General features: G+C 61.4%; 16 protein-coding genes. 7 read left to right on the top strand and 9 right to left on the bottom strand.

Annotation, left to right across the window (positions count from 1 at the left end; all coding sequences use genetic code 11):
- Positions 1 to 44: 44 nt before the first annotated feature.
- The 7 genes from MJO47_RS05785 to MJO47_RS05755 are packed head-to-tail and all read right to left on the bottom strand — an operon-like array spanning position 45 to position 6,413.
- Positions 45 to 1,130: a tetratricopeptide repeat protein gene (locus MJO47_RS05785; protein ID WP_253960166.1), complete on the bottom strand. Its 1,086-nt coding sequence runs from the start codon at positions 1,128 to 1,130 to the stop codon at positions 45 to 47.
- Entirely contained in the window at positions 1,127 to 2,050 is a 924-nt protein-coding gene (locus MJO47_RS05780; RefSeq protein ID WP_253960165.1) for an ExeA family protein, read from the bottom strand. Before MJO47_RS05780 ends, MJO47_RS05785 begins: the two co-directional genes overlap by 4 nt.
- 45 nt (positions 2,051 to 2,095) lie before the next feature.
- Positions 2,096 to 3,805, bottom strand: coding sequence for a pilus (MSHA type) biogenesis protein MshL (gene mshL / locus MJO47_RS05775; RefSeq protein ID WP_253960164.1), 1,710 nt, complete (start codon positions 3,803 to 3,805; stop codon positions 2,096 to 2,098).
- Positions 3,802 to 4,179: a hypothetical protein gene (locus MJO47_RS05770; protein ID WP_253960163.1), complete on the bottom strand. Its 378-nt coding sequence runs from the start codon at positions 4,177 to 4,179 to the stop codon at positions 3,802 to 3,804. Before MJO47_RS05770 ends, mshL begins: the two co-directional genes overlap by 4 nt.
- Positions 4,172 to 4,849 carry a type 4a pilus biogenesis protein PilO gene (locus MJO47_RS05765; RefSeq protein ID WP_253960162.1) on the bottom strand — a complete coding sequence of 226 codons (678 nt, stop codon included), beginning with the start codon at positions 4,847 to 4,849 and terminating at the stop codon, positions 4,172 to 4,174. The genes MJO47_RS05770 and MJO47_RS05765 overlap by 8 nt, the downstream gene beginning before the upstream one ends.
- Positions 4,846 to 5,448, bottom strand: a complete 603-nt coding sequence (locus MJO47_RS05760; RefSeq protein WP_253960161.1) for a PilN domain-containing protein — start codon at positions 5,446 to 5,448, stop codon at positions 4,846 to 4,848. The genes MJO47_RS05765 and MJO47_RS05760 overlap by 4 nt, the downstream gene beginning before the upstream one ends.
- Entirely contained in the window at positions 5,445 to 6,413 is a 969-nt protein-coding gene (locus MJO47_RS05755; protein WP_253960160.1) for a hypothetical protein, read from the bottom strand. The genes MJO47_RS05760 and MJO47_RS05755 overlap by 4 nt, the downstream gene beginning before the upstream one ends.
- Positions 6,414 to 6,849: 436 nt before the next feature.
- On the opposite strand from MJO47_RS05755, the gene MJO47_RS05750 reads away from it, so the two are divergent.
- Complete coding sequence (locus MJO47_RS05750; RefSeq protein WP_253960159.1) at positions 6,850 to 7,167, top strand: cytochrome b5 domain-containing protein; 318 nt, start codon at positions 6,850 to 6,852, stop codon at positions 7,165 to 7,167.
- Between the two features lie 75 nt (positions 7,168 to 7,242).
- On the opposite strand, the gene MJO47_RS05745 is transcribed toward MJO47_RS05750, so the two are convergent.
- Positions 7,243 to 9,279, bottom strand: a complete 2,037-nt coding sequence (locus tag MJO47_RS05745) for an ATP-dependent helicase (protein ID WP_253960158.1) — start codon at positions 9,277 to 9,279, stop codon at positions 7,243 to 7,245.
- A gap of 202 nt (positions 9,280 to 9,481) precedes the next feature.
- On the opposite strand from MJO47_RS05745, the gene MJO47_RS15470 reads away from it, so the two are divergent.
- Positions 9,482 to 9,610 carry a hypothetical protein gene (locus MJO47_RS15470; protein WP_256502277.1) on the top strand — a complete coding sequence of 43 codons (129 nt, stop codon included), beginning with the start codon at positions 9,482 to 9,484 and terminating at the stop codon, positions 9,608 to 9,610.
- A 74-nt stretch (positions 9,611 to 9,684) separates the two neighbouring features.
- On the opposite strand, the gene MJO47_RS05740 is transcribed toward MJO47_RS15470, so the two are convergent.
- The gene (locus tag MJO47_RS05740; RefSeq protein WP_253960157.1) at positions 9,685 to 10,608 is read right to left on the bottom strand and encodes a TIGR01212 family radical SAM protein; all 924 of its coding nucleotides are present in this window, start codon (positions 10,606 to 10,608) and stop codon (positions 9,685 to 9,687) included.
- A 208-nt stretch (positions 10,609 to 10,816) separates the two neighbouring features.
- Here MJO47_RS05740 and MJO47_RS15605 point away from each other — a divergent pair, with 208 nt between their 5' ends.
- Genes MJO47_RS15605 through galT form a run of 5 tightly spaced genes read left to right on the top strand, consistent with a single transcriptional unit; the run spans position 10,817 to position 18,611 of the window.
- Entirely contained in the window at positions 10,817 to 12,424 is a 1,608-nt protein-coding gene (locus MJO47_RS15605) for an ATP-binding protein (protein WP_253960156.1), read from the top strand.
- A 23-nt stretch (positions 12,425 to 12,447) separates the two neighbouring features.
- Positions 12,448 to 12,807, top strand: coding sequence for a response regulator (locus tag MJO47_RS05730; protein WP_253960155.1), 360 nt, complete (start codon positions 12,448 to 12,450; stop codon positions 12,805 to 12,807).
- Between the two features lie 44 nt (positions 12,808 to 12,851).
- Positions 12,852 to 15,374, top strand: a complete 2,523-nt coding sequence (locus MJO47_RS05725) for a mannose-1-phosphate guanyltransferase (RefSeq protein ID WP_253960154.1) — start codon at positions 12,852 to 12,854, stop codon at positions 15,372 to 15,374.
- 34 nt (positions 15,375 to 15,408) lie between these two features.
- A complete protein-coding gene (locus tag MJO47_RS05720; protein ID WP_253960153.1) occupies positions 15,409 to 17,526 on the top strand; it encodes a glycoside hydrolase family 57 protein in 2,118 nt (705 codons plus the stop codon).
- A gap of 44 nt (positions 17,527 to 17,570) precedes the next feature.
- Positions 17,571 to 18,611 (top strand): galactose-1-phosphate uridylyltransferase, encoded by a 1,041-nt coding sequence (gene galT / locus MJO47_RS05715; protein WP_253960152.1) that lies wholly within the window; start codon positions 17,571 to 17,573, stop codon positions 18,609 to 18,611.
- Positions 18,612 to 18,623 lie beyond the last annotated feature (12 nt).

The following is an 18,623-nucleotide window of genomic DNA, read 5'->3' as shown; positions in this document are numbered from 1 at the left end:
AATTCATTTGGCCGCCCCGAAAGGACGACAAAGTCCTGTTCCGTCTACCGCTCCAACATGTCAAGACGGCCGCGCACATAAGACAGCAGGTCGGTCTGCAGGCTGCCGCTGGCGATGGCCTGCCGATAAGCCTCCACCGCCTCGGGCGCGCGGCCATCACTCTCCAGGGCCAGTCCCAAGCCCAGCCAGCTTACGCCCGAGGCCGGGTCATGCTGGAGCAACAGGCTGTAGGTCGCGGCAGCAGCAGCGTAGTCGCCAAGCCGTTGGGACAGGGCGGCATAGAGCGCGTGAAAGTCGGGATCGGCGGCCACGGTTGGGACCGGCCCCTGCCGGAGCACCTCCCGAGCCGTCGACAGCTCTTCTCTTTCGGCCAGCAGGCGGGCATAGCCCCGGCGGAAGGGACTGTGCGCGGGGTCACTCTCTAAACCGGCGGCGTAAACCTTCTCCGCCTCGACGCGGCGACCGGCGCCAGCCAGCAACGCCGCCAGTTTCTCCCGGGACTCGTGCTGAGCCGGATCCAGACGCAAGGCCTGTCGCCAGGCCTGTTCGGCCTCGGGCAGCCGGCCGTCCTTCAGGGCCGCTTCACCCTCGGCGAAACGGACCCGGGCCTGCTCTTCCGGGGACAGGGGGCGCGGCGTCTTCACCAGTGCCGCCGGCTCAGATGCCGCGGGTGTTTTTGGCGACGGCGGTGCCGCCACCGGCAGTTGCGGCGGCTCAACCGACTCACTCAGGGAGGATACCGTTTCTTTAGCCGGCACGGCCTCCCGAGCAGGGGTCTCGGCCAGGGCCGTCGCCACCTCTGGCTCCATCGCTGCCGGTGAAGCGGGCGGTTCGGAAACAGCCCCTGCGGGTTCAGCGGCGGGAGCCATTTCGGCCGTAGCAGAAATCGGCACTTTTCTCAGTTCGACCTGTTCCACGGCCACAGGCACGTCCCTGTCTGCCCAATAACCGACGCTCAACCAGAGCACAAGCCCACCAAGCACCAGAGCCAGCGCCAGCAAAACCCACAACAAGACCCCAAAGCGCCGCGTTCTCTCCGCACCGGCGCCGGTACCGGGCAACCCGGTTGGATCACCGGCAGTGGCCTGCCGTTTTTCCAGGTCTTTGAGCATCTGGTTGAGCAGACTCATGACGCACCACCCCGGGCAAGATAGACCAGTGCCGAAATTTCCAACCCAATAATCAGAGCGGCCAGGGCATAGAGCCAGGGCAGGTAATCTCGCCAAACGGTTGCCTGCGCATCGTCCGTATCGCGAATGGCCGCCAGCATGTGGCGAGTCCCGATCAGGCTTTCCCCCCGACCATAGGCGGACAGCATCGCCTTGTGGCAGAGAATGTTAATGAGCCGGGGGATGCCCCGGCTTCCCCGCGCCAGCAGCTTCAGGGCGCCCGGCGCAAAGAGGGCGCCCCCCTGATGACCGGCCACCAGCAGCCGATGGCCTACGTAGCCGCTGACGCCCTGGTGGTCCAGGGGGGGCAGGCGATAGCTGAAAGCGAGACGCTGGCGCAGCTGGCGAAGGCCCGGCTGCTGTAGACGGTCCTCGAGTTCTGGCTGGGCGAAAAGAACGATCTGCAGCAACTTGCGTTTCTCCGTTTCCAGATTGCTGAGCAACCGCAAGGCTTCCAGACTTTTCTCAGGCATGACCTGCACCTCGTCGATGCAGAGGACGACCCGGCGTCCCTGGCGGGCCAGATCGATAAGCTGACTATTGATCGCCTTGAGGTTGTCGTTGACCGTCGCTTTGACCGGCAGGCCAATGCCGAGTTCATCGGCCAGCGCCCGGTAGAGTTCCGCCACGCCCAAAAGAGGATTGGGCAGATAGGCGGTCACCCAGGTATCCCCTTCCAGGGCATTGAGCAACTTGCGACACAGCAGGGTCTTGCCCGTGCCGACCTCGCCGATGATCTTGATAAAGCCTTCGCCGGAGCGCAGAGCGACCCTCAGGACCTCCAGAGCCTCGCGGTGTCCGCTGGTGTTATAGAAAAAGCCCGTGTCCGGCGTCAGAGAAAACGGCGGCTCACGCAGTCCGAAATGTTGCAGATAAAGCATGGTCCTCCTCAGGCGGCAGATGGTCGCCGCCAGAGCGTTCACATCCTACCAGGTGCGACCCATGGCCCCGCCCAGGGACTGGACGCGGTTGCGCGTGTTTTCCAGCTCCCGCTCCCATACCCGGCCGTTGTCGACCACCTGGGGGCGGAGCAGAATGACCAGCTCGCTCTTTCTGGAGACCATCTGGTTGTGAGAGAAGAGATGGCCGAGCAGGGGGATGCGCCCGAGCAGCGGCACGGACGCTTTCTGTCTGGACATCTGATTCTTCATCAAGCCGCCGATGACCACGACCTGCCCACTGGCGGCGCTGACGATGCTGTCCGACTCGCGCACGCTGGAAAAAGCCAGGGGCAGTTGCTGTTCCTGGTTGGCCACAGTGATGGTCTTCTGCTGATCCTGCACCTCGCTCACCGTCGGATGGATATGCAGGGTGACCTGACCGTTGTGGTCGATCTGCGGGGTCACGTCGAGGGCAATGCCGGAGAAGAACGGCGTCAGGGTGATGTCCGGCGTGGTCGTGGTGGTGGTACCGGTCACCGTGGTGCTGGAGATGTCAGTGACGAAGAACTCATCGGTGCCGACCTTGATGACGGCTTTCTGGTTATTGACGGTGGAAATACGCGGGCTGGAGAGGACCTGCACCTCTCCCTGGGATTCCAGCAACTCGATAAAAGCGGTGAAGTCCTTGAAATCGAGAGCGGCGGAGAAGACGCCGCCAAAGGCCGAAGTCGCAGTCCCTTCCACCATCGTCAGGGCGTTCGGATTGAGAACCCCCGTATTGCCGACGATCTCGGAGGCACCGCTGTTAAAAAAAGAGCCTCCCCCGGTCTGGCCGATCACCAGGGACTTGCCGTCGGAAGGCTGGCCCAACGCTGCCCAGTTAATGCCCGACTGGAAGCCGTCGTTGAGTTCGACCTCGAGGATCTTAGCTTCGAGAATGACCTGGCGCTGCAGATTACCCTGCATGGCGGTCAGATAGCTTTCGACCTCGCGCAGCTCCTCGGGCATGGCGCGCACGATGACAACGCTGGCCTGGGGCTGCACCACCACGCGGCGGCCGTCCTCGACGCCGATGAGGGTGCGCAGGGCGTATTCGAGCTCCTTCCAGAAGTCGGCCATCGACTCGGTGTCGATGCGGCTGCCGGAGACGGCCTTGGAGCGGCGGTCGCTGCTGCTGTCGTTCTCCTCATCGTCGCTGCTCTCCGCTTCGCTGACCTGGCCTGAGCTGACCCGTGTCTGGGAGAGCCCCTTGCGGGAGAGATTGAGATAATTCACCGGAAAGATGCGGGACTGCAGCCCCGCCGGCAGAATTTGATAGGTATTGCCATGCAGACGGTATTCATAACCGAAGACGCTGCGCACCACTTCGAGCACCTCCGGGATGCTGGCGTTCTTCATGGTCAGGGAGATGTCGCCCTCGACATCGGGATGGACGACCATGTTGGTGGCGGTTCCCGCTACCAGGCCGGCGAAAAACTCGCGGGCGGGCGTCTGTTCGGCGACGATGTCGAAGCGAGGTTCCGCTTCAAGCCCGGGCCGTCCCAGGCCGGCGTCCAGCGGACGCAACAGGGCGGAGGCGACAGCCGGGGGGATTTCCGGCGCGGCGGGCTTAGGAGCCGTGGAAACCGGTTGACTCAGCGCGTCGGCGATCCCCTCCTCGACCGCCGGCCCCCTGGCGGGGAGGCAGGCCGAGAGGCCCAGCAAGGCAGTCAGCAGCAGAATCCTCGAAATAAAACAGGCAGACCTTCGCATCATTTTCCCTCGTCATTTGCACCGGCCTTTTGCACCGGCTTTTTGATCCGCTGCGTCTGCAGCCGGACAGTGAATTCCTTGTTCTCCTTGCGCAGCCGCACGGAATCAGCAGCGATAGCCGTAACACGGGCGCCCGCTATACGGTCACCAACCTGAACAGCCTGGCCGTTAACCGTGGCGACACGGCGGCCGGGGGAAATCAGGATAGAACTGACCTGCCAGCCTGTCGTCCTTTCGGCCGGGGCGGGCGCTGCCAGCACGCGAGGAGGGCGGGTCGGGTCCCGCAGGGGCTCGGCGCACAGCCCCGCTGCAGCGGTCAGCAGGAACAGCCCGCAGAGCAGCACACCAAAACAGATGGGCAGACGAGAACTAGACACCGATCCACTCCTTCTTCAGGCTCAGGGTATGCACGGTCAACACCACACGCGATCGGGGATACTCCTCCACCTGCAGTTCGAAGGAAGTCCAGATGAGCTGGCGTTCGATCCCCTCCAGGGCCCGCAGGCAATCGACGATCTGGCTGTAACTGCCGACAAATTCCAGGCGCAGCCCATGCCGGTAGACATTGAGAGTCCCCGCCGCGTCGGGGCCAGCCGCATCGGCAGGTTCCGCCAGCAGCGGTTCGGGCTGCAGGTTCTCGGCCCGCACCAGGCGCAGGCCCCGCTGACGCAGCAGCACTTCTTCCAACACGCGGGACATCTCCCGGGGAGAGATCAGCTCCAGGGTCAGATCCTGCAGCCGGGCGTCGAGCTCTGCCATCTGCTCCTGCAGCTCGGTCAGGCGACGGCGGTTTTCCTGGTCCGGGTCACCGGCGGCCTGTTGCTGCAGAGCGACCACCTGCGCTTCGAGTTGCGGCAGCTGTGACCGCGAGCTTTCCAGGCGCTGGCGAGCCACCTTCTGCCGGGCCGCTAAAGGACTTAAGGCCACCACGTCCAGCACCAGATAGCCGATGGCCCAGACCGCGGCAATGAGCAGGATCTTTTCGCGCAGAGAGCGTTTTCCCAGGTTCTCTTTCCAGGCGGAGAGTTTTGCCGAAGACGTCTTCATGGTCTCTCCTCCTGGCGGGTTTCGAGCACAAAGTTAATAAAGGGCGCCTCCGTGTCAGAACGGGAAAGCTGGAAGGAAGAAAAGGCCAGTCCCGCAAAGACCGACTCCTTCTGTAACTCCTGCAGAAAGGCGGGCACGGTCTCCGCCTTGAGGCAGCTCCCCTCCAGGAGTGAGTGTCCGGGCTTTGGCGCCACAACGATGCGGGTCAGCCACAGCCCGGTCGGAGTTCGCCGGGACAGCCCTTCGAGATAGGTGGAAAAAGCGGGAGCGGCCTTCCCTTTGGGTTGGTCGAACAGATGCAGCAGGGGCTCCTTGGCCGCCAACTCGGAGGTCAGGCGCTCGACCTCGTGCTGTAGCAGGGGACTTTTTTGCCGGGAAGAGCCCTCCTGCAACGAGGTAATCTGTGCGATCAGCGCCGACTGCCGGGCTTCCAGCACCCGCGCTTGCTGATCCAGTTCACGGACCTGCCAGGCGGAGTAGGCGTAATAAAAAACCAGCAACACCAGCCCCAGAGCGGCCAGGGTCAGCATGAGAGCTGCCGACAGCGACTCTTTTTTCTCCAGCACCGACGGCTGGTAGAGATTGATCTCCTGGTTCATGGCGTCACCTGCTGGGCACGAAGAGCTCCGCCAATAGCCGTAAGACAGCGGGCTTGGACCGGCGGAGTCAGGGCGGGCAGATCAAAAAGCGCCCCCAGGTCCAAAGCCGCCACCTTGACGCCAAGATACTGCTGCAGATAGGGCAGCACCTGGGGCAGGTCCGCTTCCATGGGGGCCAGCATCAGGTTGGCGATGGGCGGCAGGGCAAAATTGCTCTCGTAGAAGTCCAGCGAACGCTGAACCTCCAGAATGACGGAATCGAGCAAATCGTTGAAGCGGGAAGAAAGGTCGATCAGGTCCTCGCCGGTGGCGACGGGGGCCAACTCCCGCAACGAATCGGTGCCGATGTTGAGGCGACGCGACAAGTAGAGGTGCCCGTCGCGGACGATGACGAGGCCGCCACCATGGCGCCCCAGGTAAAGGAAGGCCTGCCCCCGCTCCTCGCCGGGAAGGAGTCTGACCAGGTTGCGAACAGCCAGTTCAGGAATGTCGATGGCGGCAATCTTCAAACGGGCCGCCGCAAGGCAGTTCGCGGCCTCTCGCACCACCTGGCGGGGAGCCGCAACCGCGTAGGCAATGGCCTGGCGTCCCGGCCGGGCATCGGTCGGCACGGAAAAAACATCGACCACGGCTTCGTCCAGGGGATAGTCGATCAAGTCACGAATCTGCCAGCGTACCGCTTCACGCCATTCTTCCGGCGGCACGGCCGGCGGCTCGATCTGCAGCAGGCTGTAGTCGTCGCCTGTCAAAATACCGACACAGCGGTGCCGGACCAGACGCAAGCGGGAAATCTGACTCGTCAGCACCGCGCAGGCCTCCCCGGTCGGGGCAGGCAGGAATTCGCAGTTTAGCAGATGCGGCCTGCCGTTCTGCCAGCGCACCTGGGCAAAAGCGATGCCTTCTTCGCGGAGACTGATACCGACCGTCTCCGAGGACCGGGTCGGCTTGCTTTTCCACTTTTTCACCATATTTTTCATGACAGAGCCGGGCTATAATCCGTTTAAAAATCTCCTGAGTAAGCTACGCACCATGCATATACACGAATTATGCCGACAGGTCAAAGATTTCCGTTCTTATTTCGGCCACTTAAGAATAACAACCATTGGAGTCATGTTTTTCCAGCCAAAATCCAGAACGGCGTTTTTTTAAAAGTAGCTAAAAACGGCCTGCGGAAAGGCAATAACGACCGTAGCGGCGTAACGGACTGACACACAAGTGTGCACAGTGTTCTGCGCCAGCTCGCGGCCCCTCCTCTCTTCCTAGAGGCGGGTGCGTGACCCCTTCCGGCCCAAAACTTGTTCTTACGATCAACTCTGGTAAAATGTCGACTTGTCTGAACCGACAACCCATTCCGCCTGGCTCGTTCAGCAGGTTTCCCCATGAACCGGCAGGAGAGACACCATGACCCGAGAAGAACTGGCAAAATTCGATGGCCGCGAAGGACGCAAGGCCTACGGAGCCGTCAACGGCAAGATCTATGATTTCAGCGACAGCAAGCTCTGGACGGACGGCAACCATCAGGGACTGCACCAGGCCGGCCATGACCTCACCGACGAGCTGAAAAACGCCCCCCATGTCAGGGCGGTCATCGAACGTTTTCCGGTGGTCGGCCAGTTGGAGGAACCGGCTCCCGAAGCGGGCGGCGGCGGAGGCAAAATGATCATCGGGGCCGTGGTGGCGGTTGTAATTCTTGCGGTGATTTTTCTACTGATGCGCTGACAGCCCGTTGACCTTTGCACATGTAAAAGGGGCCCTTTCCTGACGGGAAGGGCCCCTTTTTTGCGTCGTATCTCCTTATTTGAGCAGATCCTCGATGCCGGCGAAAAAACTCTTGGCCAGCTTCTCCTGTTCAGCCTCGGGAAGATTCGGCTTGCCCTCGCTCTGCTGTTGCTCCATCAGGTCGGCGGGAATCTCCTGCAAAAACCGGCTGGGCAGGCGGGGCAGCAGCTTGCCGTATTTTTTCCGCTGCTTGGCATGCAGCAAAACCAGATGTTTCTGGGCCCGGGTGATCCCGACATAGCAGAGGCGACGCTCCTCATCCACGTCGAAAGTCTCGTGGATTGATTTCTTGTGGGGAAGATACTCCTCCTCCAGACCGACCAGAAAGACCACCGGGTATTCCAGTCCCTTACTCGAATGCAGGCTCATGAGGGTCACGGCGTTGCGGGCCAGCTTGGCCTCTTTGTCGTTGCGTCCCGGATGGTCGTCGTCCAAAAGGGACACCTTCTCCAGAAAGCCGGCCAGGCTCGGCTTCTCTTCACGCTCCTCGTAGGAGGCCATGGCGTTGACCACCTCCTCGACGTTGTCGGCCCGGCGCCTGGCTTTGGCCGGATCTTCGGTCTGCCGGTAGATCTCGTCCTCCAGCTTGATTTCGGCGAAAAACTGCCGGGCGATCTCGGCCAGACGCCGGCCGCGGGCAAAGCGCTGCCGATAGCCATCCATGAGGGCCACGAAGGCGCCCACCGCCTCGACGACCTTCTCCCCCAGCTCCTCCACGGCGCCGGGCGCTTCGAGAACGTCCCACAGCGGCCGATTGTGCTCGGCGGAAAAACGGATGAGCCGGTCGGCGCTGGTCTCGCCGATGCCCCGGCGAGGGTAGTTGAGGATACGCAGCAGATTGACCTCGTCGCGCGGGTTGACCAGCACCCGCAGATAGGCCACGGCGTCCTTGACCTCCTTGCGATCGAAGAACTGCTGCCCGCCGATCAGGACGTAGGGGATATTCTCGTAGCGCAGCTGCTCCTCGAAGGCGCGCGACTGCACGTTGGTGCGGTAGAGGATGGCGAAGTCGCGGTACTCCAGGTTGAGACGAAACCGCTCGGCGTGGATGCGCTCCATGACCATGCGCGCTTCGTCCTCCTCGTCCTCGCAACAGATGAGCTCGAGCTGGCGGCCACTGTCGCCGGCCGTCCACAGGGCCTTCTCCTTGCGCTTGGCGTTGTGACGGATGACCGCATTGGCCGCCGACAGGATGGTTCCCGACGAGCGGTAGTTCTGCTCCAGCTTGATGAGGGTGGTGCCGGCAAAGTCCTTCTCAAACTCGAGGATATTGCCCAGATCGGCCCCGCGCCAGCCGTAAATGGACTGATCGTCATCGCCGACCACGCAGAGATTGTGGTATTTGCCCGACAGGAGGCGCAGCAGCAGGTACTGGGCGGCGTTGGTGTCCTGGTATTCGTCCACCAGAATATAACGGAAGCGCTCCTGGTATTTGGCCAGCACCTCGGGATAGTTCTGCAACAAGGTGACGGCGAGCATGATGATATCGTCGAAGTCGATGGCGTTGAAGGCCTTGAGGGCGCGCTGGTAACGCGGATAGATCTCGGCCGCGACCCAGGCATATTCGTCCTGGAAGCGGCCGACGAAGTCCTGGGGGGGCACCAGCCGGTTTTTGGCGTCGGAGATGAGCCAGAGCACCCGGTCGGCGTCGAACTTCTTGTTGCCGCTGTCGAGCCCCTGCAGCAGATCCTTGATCAGACGGGCCTGGTCGGCGGCGCCGTAAATGGAAAAATTCTTCTTGTAGCCGAGGCGCTCGATGTCCTCCTTGAGAATACGCACGCAGAGGGAGTGGAAGGTGCCGATGACCAGCCCTTTGTTTCTGGCCCGCCCCACCAGTTCCAGCACCCGTTCCTTCATCTCACGGGCCGCCTTGTTGGTGAAGGTGACGGCGAGAACATTCTCGGGGCGCACCCCCTTCTCCAGCAGAAGATAGGCGATACGATAGGTAATGACCCGGGTTTTGCCCGAGCCGGCGCCGGCCAGTAGCAGCAGCGGCCCTTCGGTATGGCGCACCGCCGCCAGCTGTTCTTTATTGAGCGTTCGCAGATCCATGGTCAGGCCAGAGTATGCAGGGGATAGATTCAAGGACTTCTTCAGGTGGAAGAGGGGCCGCAGATCAGCCCCGATTCAGAGGACGAACGATATCACAGTGCGGCGGGGCAGACAAGAAGGCCGCGTCGAGTCGGGATTAACGTCAGAGGCATTCTGCAATAAGGGCTTGCTTTCAGGCAAAAAATTATATATTTTACGCGCCATGAAAAGACTACTCATCCTCGCTGTCGGCATCGTCTGGGCTTCTCTCCTGCTTATTTCCTGGGGAGGCGCCGAAGACGTCACGCCGCAACAACTGCAAGCCATCCAGCTGAAAAACCTCAGTTCCTGACCTGGAACTGACGGCCTTTCGCCCCTGACGCCAACCTCCCGACGGCGTGTACGGGGTATTCTACTCTTTTTTCCTCATATTTTTACCGAACAGCGACTTCCCTGGCGGCTGTCCCGCCGGCGCAGCTCGTCGTCGATGGCGTTGAGCACTTCCCATTTGTTCAACGACCACAAGGGCGCCAGCAGCAAATCCCGTGGTCCGTCCCCGGTAAGACGGTGGATAAGCGTGTCCGGATGCAGCCTTTCGAGAAAATCGACGGCCAGCTGCACGTAGTCCTCCTGGGAGAGCACCTCGACCTGCCCCTGCTGGTAGAGTTCCCCCAGAGGCGTCCCCTTGAGCACATGCAGCAGATGGATCTTGATGCCATCGACCTGCAGACGCGCCATCTCGTCGGCCGTGGCCAGCATCTGGGCGCGACTCTCTCCCGGCAACCCCAGAATCACATGGACACAAACGCTCAAGCCTCTGGCCTTGGCCTCATCATAAGCTAACAGAAAACGCTGATAGTCGTGGCCGCGGCGAAGAAAGCTCAGGGTCGCATCGTGGGTGGTCTGCAGGCCGAGTTCGAGCCAGAAGAAGGTGCGCCGATGGTATTCGGCCAGAAGGTCGAGGACGGGCGGCGGCAGACAGTCGGGACGGGTGCCGACGGCCAGCCCCATCACTCCGGTAACGCTGAGAGCCTCGTCGTAGAGTTGCCGCAAACGTTCCGGCGGCGCATAGGTGTTGGAGAACGGCTGAAAGTAGGCAATGAACTGTCTGGCCTTGTATTTGCGAACCATGATCTCCTTGCCCAGTTCCAACTGCTCGGCCACGGACTGACTTCGGGCGATGCCGACAGCACCCGAACCGCCCGGGTCACAGAAGAGGCAGCCCGGCTGCTGGCGGGTGTCACCGCGGTTGGGACAGGAGAAACCGGCGTCCACCGAGATCTTGTGCACCCTGCCGCCGAAACGGTCTTTCAGAAATTGAGAAAAGAGGTGGTAGCGCTTGTCGTTCATAGGGGTCGACTATGCCATGGTCTCCCGGCCGAGAGCAATACTTAACCGAGAACGCTCCTTTCCCGGACACCCCCAAAAAGGGCATTTTTTCATTAAAAAACAATAGTCATTCCCGTTGCATTCGCACCTGGTACTGCTATAATTTCTGAACGCTTTCTTTGGGCAAAGCATGATTTTTCCTGGAACAAACATTCTATCGGTGACGACCGTGAATCCTCAGTGCTGCTGGCATCTCGAACACATCGATCCGGGGCAGTGTCCCTATCTGCACGAGGAGGACGGCGCCCTGCTTTACGACCGCCAGCAGCGCATTTTGCAGCGCTGCCTTGAGTGCCCGCACTTTCTGGAAGATGCGGAAACATTCAGCCGTTCCGATGGCGAGATGGCGGAAATCTTCCCCACCGTCTGCAGCGAGCTGCTGCAGCTTCGCGCCAGGACGAAACTTCTGGAGCATCAGCTTGCCGTCAGGGATCGGGAAAAACGTTTTCTCAATGAAGTCGGCCATGTTCTGCAGACATCCATGGACAAGGATGAAGTCATCACCATGGCCCTCACGGCAGTCACCGCCGGCAAAGGTTTTGGCCTCAACCGCGCCATTCTGCTGCTGGTGGACAGGGAGCGTCAGAACCTCGAAGGCTATCTGGCGGTCGGCCCGCGGCAGCGGGAAGACGCCTGGCGCATCTGGAATGAACTGGCCCACGCCGACCGTTCGCTGCGGGAGATGGCCCGCATGCTCTTTGAAACCAAGCTGCCGGAAGAAAAAGCCAAGTTCCGCGATTTACTCAAGTTGCTGACCGTCCCCCTGAACCGGGAGGATCATCTCTTTATTCGCACGCTCAACGAACGCCGGCCACGCCACATACTCGACCTGCGCCAGGAGACCGATATCGATCCGGCCCAGATCGACGCGCTGGGGGTCAACGAGCTGGTCATGGTTCCCATGGTGAGCACCGACCGCCGGGTCGGCCTGCTGCTGGCCGACAACATCATCAACAATCAGCCGATCTCGGACGAAGACCTGCAGTCACTGGAAACCTTCGCGCTGCCGGTGACCTTCGCCATCAGCCGGGCCGCCCTGTACGAACGTCTGCAGAAAGAGCTGCGCAACGTCACCGAGGCCAACGAACGCCTGAAGGACCAGCAGGAAATCATCCTGCGCATGGAAAAAATGGCCCTGGTGGGGCGCATCACAGCCAACGTGGCCCATTCCATCCGCAATCCCCTGACCATCATCGGCGGGTTTGCCCGCTCGCTCATCCGCAGCACGGCGGAGAACGACGCCAAACGGGCCTACATCGAATCCATCGTGCGGGAGGCCAAACATCTGGAAGAGGTGCTGCAGGAGGTGCTCAACTACTCCGAGTCGATGCATCCGACCTTTGACCAGTGGGACATCAACCAGCTGGTCACGGCGGTGTACGCCGCCATGCGGGACGACCTGCATGAAAACGGCATCGACTGCCAGCTCGAACTGGCGCCTGATCTGCCCCAGGTGGTACTGGACTACAAAAAGATCACCTACTGCCTGCGCAGCCTGGTGAACAACGCGGTGGAAGCCATGCCCAACGGCGGCGGCCTCACCCTACACACGGCCAGGGGCCATGAAGAGGTGATCCTGACGGTAAAGGACACCGGCCCTGGGATGAGCGAGGAAGAAATTCGCACCGTGACGACACCGTTCTTTTCGACCAAGGAGCAGGGCACAGGCCTGGGCCTGTCGTTGTGCGCCCGCATTCTGGAAGGCCACAATGCGGCGTTTGAGATTTTCAGCGAACAAGGCCGGGGAACCAGCTTCTGCATCCGTTTCCGACTATAAAACGCATCGAGGGGAGGACATCCATGGCACGCATCCTGGTTGTTGATGACGAACGCGACATCCGCTATCTCTACAAGACCGAACTCGAAGACGAAGGCTACGAGGTGGAATCGGCCGGCAGCGGCAGCGAGGCGGCCGAACGGCTGCAGCAAAAAAACTTCGACCTGGTCGTTCTCGACATCCAGATGAAAGGGGAGAGTGGCCTGCAGCTGCTGCAGAAGATTGTCAAGGAGAAGGGAAACCTGCCGGTGATCCTATGCACCGCTTTCAGCTGCTACAAGGACGACTTTTCCTCCTGGCTGGCCGACGCCTACGTGGTAAAGAGTTCGGACCTCACCGAACTCAAAGAGGAAATCAGCAAAATACTGGCCAAAAAACACTGAGCCACTAGATTCGCACCCATCATCGCTCAAAGGAGAAAGCTGCCATGAAAGCAGTTCTTATGGCCGGAGGATTCGGCACCCGCATTCAACCCCTGACCATCAACCTGCCCAAGCCCATGATCCCCCTGATCAACCGGCCGATCATGCTGCACATTATCGAACTGCTCAAAAGGCACGGCATCGACGAGCTGGTTCTGCTGCTCTACCATCAGCCGATGGTGATCAAAAATTTTTTCGGCGACGGCAGCGAGTTCGGCGTACGCATCACCTATGTCACCCCCCTGGAAGATTTCGGCACGGCCGGCGCCGTCAAGGCCGCCGAGAAATATCTGGACGAACGTTTTCTCATCATCAGCGGCGACCTGCTGACCGATTTCGACCTCTCCCGGGTGCTGGCTTTCCATGAAGAGAAGAAGGCCCTGGCCACCATCACCCTGACCTCGGTGACCGACCCGCTGCAGTTCGGCGTCGTCATTACGGACAAGGAAGGCCAGATCACCAAGTTTCTGGAGAAGCCGGGTTGGGGCGAAGTCTTTTCCGACACCATCAATACCGGCATCTATGTTCTGGAGCCGGAAGTCCTCAACCTGATTCCCGACGGGGAAAACCGCGACTGGTCCAAAGATGTCTTTCCCCTGATGCTCCAGAAAAAGGCCCCCCTCTACGGCTGCACCCTCGACGGCTACTGGGCCGACATCGGCAATACCGACGCCTATATCGAATCGTGCCGGGACATCTTCCAGCACAAGGTGGCCGTCGGTATCCGGGAGAAGGCCGCTGCGGCCAAGCAGGACATCCATATCGGCGAGGAAGCCCAGATCGCCGACCCGAGTCTGTCCCGCTTTGAGGGCATGGTGATTATCGGCGACAACACCAGGGTGCAGGGCACCGCCCGGCTGAAAAACTGCGTGGTGGGGCGCAACTGCCTGATTGAAGACGGAGTCGAGCTGGAAGACGCCATCCTCTGGGATAACGTCTACCTGCGCAAGGACTGCCGCGTGCGCGGGGCCGTCCTCTGCCACAATGTCCGGGCCGGCCACGGCGTCATCGTGGAAGAAGGGGCGGTCGTCGGGGATGAAACGACCATCGGCGACGAGGCCTACATCAAAAAGGATGTCAAGGTGTGGCCGCGGAAAGTCATCGAGGGAGGCTCCATTGTCACCACCAACCTGATCTGGGGCGAAAAGTGGCGCAAGAACCTCTTCGAGGGGGCCATGGTCAGCGCCCTGACCAACGTGGAAATGACGCCGGAGTTCGCGGCCAAGCTGGGGGCGGCCTACGGCTCGACCCTGCCCAAGGATGCCTTTATCCTGGCCGGACGCGACGCCATACGCTCTTCGCGGATGCTCAAGCGCTCCTTCGTGGGGGGGCTGCTCTCCACCGGTGTCAACGTGCGCGACACCAAGATGATCCCGCTGCCGGTATTGCGCTACAAACTGACCACTTTCGGTGAAGTGGGGGGCGTTCACTTCCGTCAGTCGCCGAAGGATCCCTCGGCGACGGAGATCATCTTCTTCGACGCCGACGGCATCGAAGTCTCCTCGTCGGCGGCCAAGGGCATTGAACGCATCTATTTCAAGGAAAACTTCCGCCGGGTCCATTTCTCCGAGCCGGGCGGCATTGAAGAAATCCCCCGCATCTATGACTACTACCGCGAGGGATTCCTGCGGGCCCTCGAAGGCGACGCCCTGCGCAAAGCCGCACCCAAAGTGGTCATCGACCTCAACCATTCGCCCGCCAGCGAACTGCTGCCGACCTTGCTGACCAGCCTGGGCTGCGAAGTCATCGAGCTCAACTCCCACGTCATGGAAAGTCGCACCGGCAGCCCGCCCGAACAGCAGCAGCGCTCTCTCGAGCAACTGGCCCGCATCGTCGTCACCCTGGAGGCAGCGGCGGGTTTCTGGATCGGCCCCTCCGGCGAACGGGTGACGCTGATCGATGAAACCGGGACCCTGCTGTCGGATATGGAGGCGCTGCTCTGCCTGTCGGCCCTGGTGTGCCGCACCGAAAAAAGGGGAACGCTGGCCGTGCCCGTCTCGGCTCCTCAAGGTGTGGAGGCCCTGGCCAGGGAAAGTGGCCTGACCGTCAAACGCACCAAGGCCGATGGCCGCTCTCTGGTCGAGGCCGGCCAGGAGCGCCACACCCTGCTGACCGGCGGCATGGACGGGCGTTTTGCCTTTCCCGCCTTCCAGTCCAACTTCGACGCCCTCTTCACGGCCGCCAAAACCCTGGAGATGCTGGCCCGCAGCGGCCAAAGTCTGAGCCAGGTGCGCAAGAGCATCCCCTTGCGCCAGTATCGCCGTGCCACCAGACCCTGTTCCTGGGAACTCAAAGGCGGCATCATGCGTAAAATGAGTGAAGATTCCGTCGATCACGAAGCCTCCTTTATCGACGGCGTCAAGATCAGTCTGGGCGAGGACTGGGTGCTGCTGCTGCCGGACCAGCATCAGCCGCTGGTCCATATCATCTCCGAGGCCGATGAAGCCTCACGAGCCCAGGACCTGCTCGACCGATACCTGGACAAATTCGAAAGCTGGAAGCTGGACCTGGCCAAGGCCTTGAAATAACGGGGACCACACCCTCAGGACGAAAGAGACCGCCATGCCCCAGCTCAACCTTGCCCTCATCTGGCACATGCACCAGCCCGATTACCGGGATCCCGTTTCCGGCAAAACCCTCATGCCCTGGACCTATCTGCATGCGGTCAAGGATTACGGCGAGATGCTGAAAACCGCCCGGGAATTTCCGGGCGCCCGCATGACCTTTAACCTCGTGCCGATTCTGGTAGAACAACTGGAGCGTTACATGGCGGGCGAGGCCGACGATCACTGGCTGGAGGCCGCCCGTAAGGACCCGCAGCTGATGAGCGCCGACGAGCGCCGTTTTTTGCTGACCCAGTTTTTCTCCGTACACGGTGAGCGCCACATTCTCCCTCATGCCCGTTACCGGCAACTGGCGCAGAAGAGGGGCAGCATCGCGCTGGCCGCTAATCCGGACGCCTTCAGCGATCAGGATCTGCGCGATCTGCAGGTCTGGTTTCTGCTGGCCTGGTCGGGGCACCACCTGCGCCAGGAGCAGGCATTTATCCCCTACCTGCTGGAAAAGGGGGAGAATTTCAGCGAACAGGACAAGCTGCAACTGTTTGACCTTTACGATGAGGAGGTAGCCGGCGTCATCGATCTGTACCGGGAGATGGAAGAGGCCGGCCAGATCGAGATTTCGGTCACCCCCTACGCGCATCCCATTTTGCCGCTGCTGTGCCAGACGGCCATTGCCCGTGAGGCGACCCCCGGCATCCAGCTCCCCGGCGCCGCCTTCCGGCATCCCGAAGACGCCCGTCTGCAGGTGCGCTACGGCCTCGACTTCATTGCCCGGCGTCTGGGGGACCGCCCCCGCGGCCTGTGGCCTTCGGAAGGGTCGGTCAGCGAAGAAGTGCTGCGCCTTCTTAAGGAGGAAGGGGTGCTCTGGGCCGCCTCGGACGAGGAAATTCTCGCCAAAAGCCTGGACAAGGGCCAGGAATTGCGGCAGGCCCTTTATGCTCCCAGCAGTTTCGAAGGACTGCCGTTGCTCTTTCGCGATCGCGAACTCTCCGACCGCATCGGCTTCGTCTATGCCCATTGGGAGCCAGAGCGGGCCGCCGCCGACCTGACGGGGCACCTGAAAAGCATAGCCCGCGAGCACCCCGGCGGGGTCGTCGCCCTCATCCTTGACGGCGAAAACTGCTGGGAACGCTACCAGGACAATGGCTACCCCTTTCTCGCCGCCCTCTACGGCCGCCTGCTGCAGGAACCATCCCTGCGCCTGACGACCGTCTCCGAGGCCCTGGCCGCCTCGCCAGGACGCCCTCTGTCCCGACTGGCCCCGGGATCGTGGATCAATGGCGACTTCTCCATCTGGATCGGGCATGCCGAGGAAAACACCGCCTGGGAGTGGCTGGAACGCACCCGGCGAGACACTCTGGGCGATCAGGCCGCCATCGACTGGAAGGCGGACAACCTGCCGGAAAAAGCCCTGCACCTGCTGCGGGCCGAGGGCAGCGACTGGTTCTGGTGGTATGGCGACGATCATTCCACCGAACAGGCCGACCTGTTCGACCGCCTCTTTCGCCGCCATCTCGAAGCGGTCTATCGGGCCGACGGGCAGGCCGTTCCCCAGCATCTGCACAGTTTCATCAAGCCGCCCCACCGCAAGGCTCTGGTTCACGAACCCACAGCCCTGTTCACGCCGCTTATCGATGGTCGGATCAACGACTATTTCGAGTGGCTGGCAGCCGGTGCAGCCGACCTTTCCGCCGGCGGCGCCATGCATGCGTCCCACCGCCAATTTTCGATGCTTCTGTTCGGCTACGACCGCAAGCACCTCTACCTGCGCCTGGATCCGCAGGAACACCTGCCCAGCCTCATCGGCGCCTGCGGCTATCTGCAAATCCGGCTGGCCAGCCAGGAGGAATGGCTCGCCCGGCTGGACCCGCTGCGACAGACCCTCACCCTGCAGCGTCCCGGCGAAGAGGCCGTGGTGGCCGAGGGTCAAGGCGCCTGCGACCAGATCGTGGAAATGGCCATCCCTCTGGCTCCTCTGGAACTGGCCGCGGGAAATACCCTGACCCTCTCCATTCATCTGCTGGTGGACGGGGAAGAAACGGCCCGCTGGCCGGCTGAAGGACCGTTGACCCTGAATTACCGGGGTGAAGAACTCGAAGCGGACGAATGGTATGTCTGATCGACCGAGACCTGCATGATCAAACGGAAAGAAAGGAATGAGCCGTGTCGCAACTGCGCTGGGATCCCCTGAAAATGAGCTGGGTGATTATCTCTAATGAACGGGGCCGGAGGCCTCGCGATTATATCCTCGAACGCCAGGAAGTCAGCCTGACCGCTTGCCCCTTCTGCTACGGCCGCGAGGACAAAACCACCCACGAGGTCTTTGCCATCCGTCCGGACGGCAGCCGCCCGGACACGTCCGGCTGGCAGGTGCGGGTCATCCCCAACAAATATCCGGCCCTGCGCATCGAAGGCAACCTCGACAAACGGGGGATCGGCCTCTTCGATGCCATGAACGGCATCGGCGCCCACGAGGTCATAATCGAAACGCCGGACCATGACCGCCAGCTCGCCGATCTCACCCCGATTGAAATCACCAACGTGCTGCGGGCCTATCGGGCCCGCCTGATGGATCTGCGCAAGGATCCCCGCTTCCGCTATATCATCATCTTCAAGAACCATGGCGTCGAAGCGGGAGCCGGCATTCCCCATTCCCATTCCCAGCTGATGGCGGTTCCCATCACGCCCCCCGTGGCCACGACCCAGCTGTCCGTGTGCCGGGAATATTACGGGCGCAAGGAACGCTGCCTGCTCTGCGACATCCTGCGCCAGGAGCTGGAAACCGACGAGCGCATCGTGCGCAGCAACGAGGAATTCGTCGTGCTGGCCCCTTACGCCTCCCACTTCCCCTTTGAGCTCAATATCATTCCGCGTCATCACAGTCACGATTTCGCTCTGCTGACCGATCAGGAACTGGGCATTCTGGCTGAAATTCTCAAGGATACCCTGTTGCGGCTGCGCAGCGTCCTGCGCGACCCGCCCTACAATTTCGTCCTGCACAATGCCCCCCCCATGCATCTGCGCCTGGGCAAGCCGGCTTATTGGGGATCCCTCCCCTACGACTTTCACTGGCGCATCGAGCTGGTGCCGCGCCTGACCAAGATCGCCGGCTTCGAATGGGGCACGGGCTTTTACATGAATCCCACCCCACCCGAAGTGGCGGCTCGTTTTCTTCGCAGCGCCGACCCGACCGTCGTCTATTGATTGCTTTTCAAC

Origin of the sequence: Desulfuromonas sp. KJ2020, assembly GCF_024197615.1 — a bacterium.
Lineage (GTDB): Bacteria > Desulfobacterota > Desulfuromonadia > Desulfuromonadales > SZUA-540 > SZUA-540.
The sequence above is the reverse complement of the archived record's forward strand: the minus strand, read 5'-3'. Positions and strand labels throughout refer to the sequence as shown.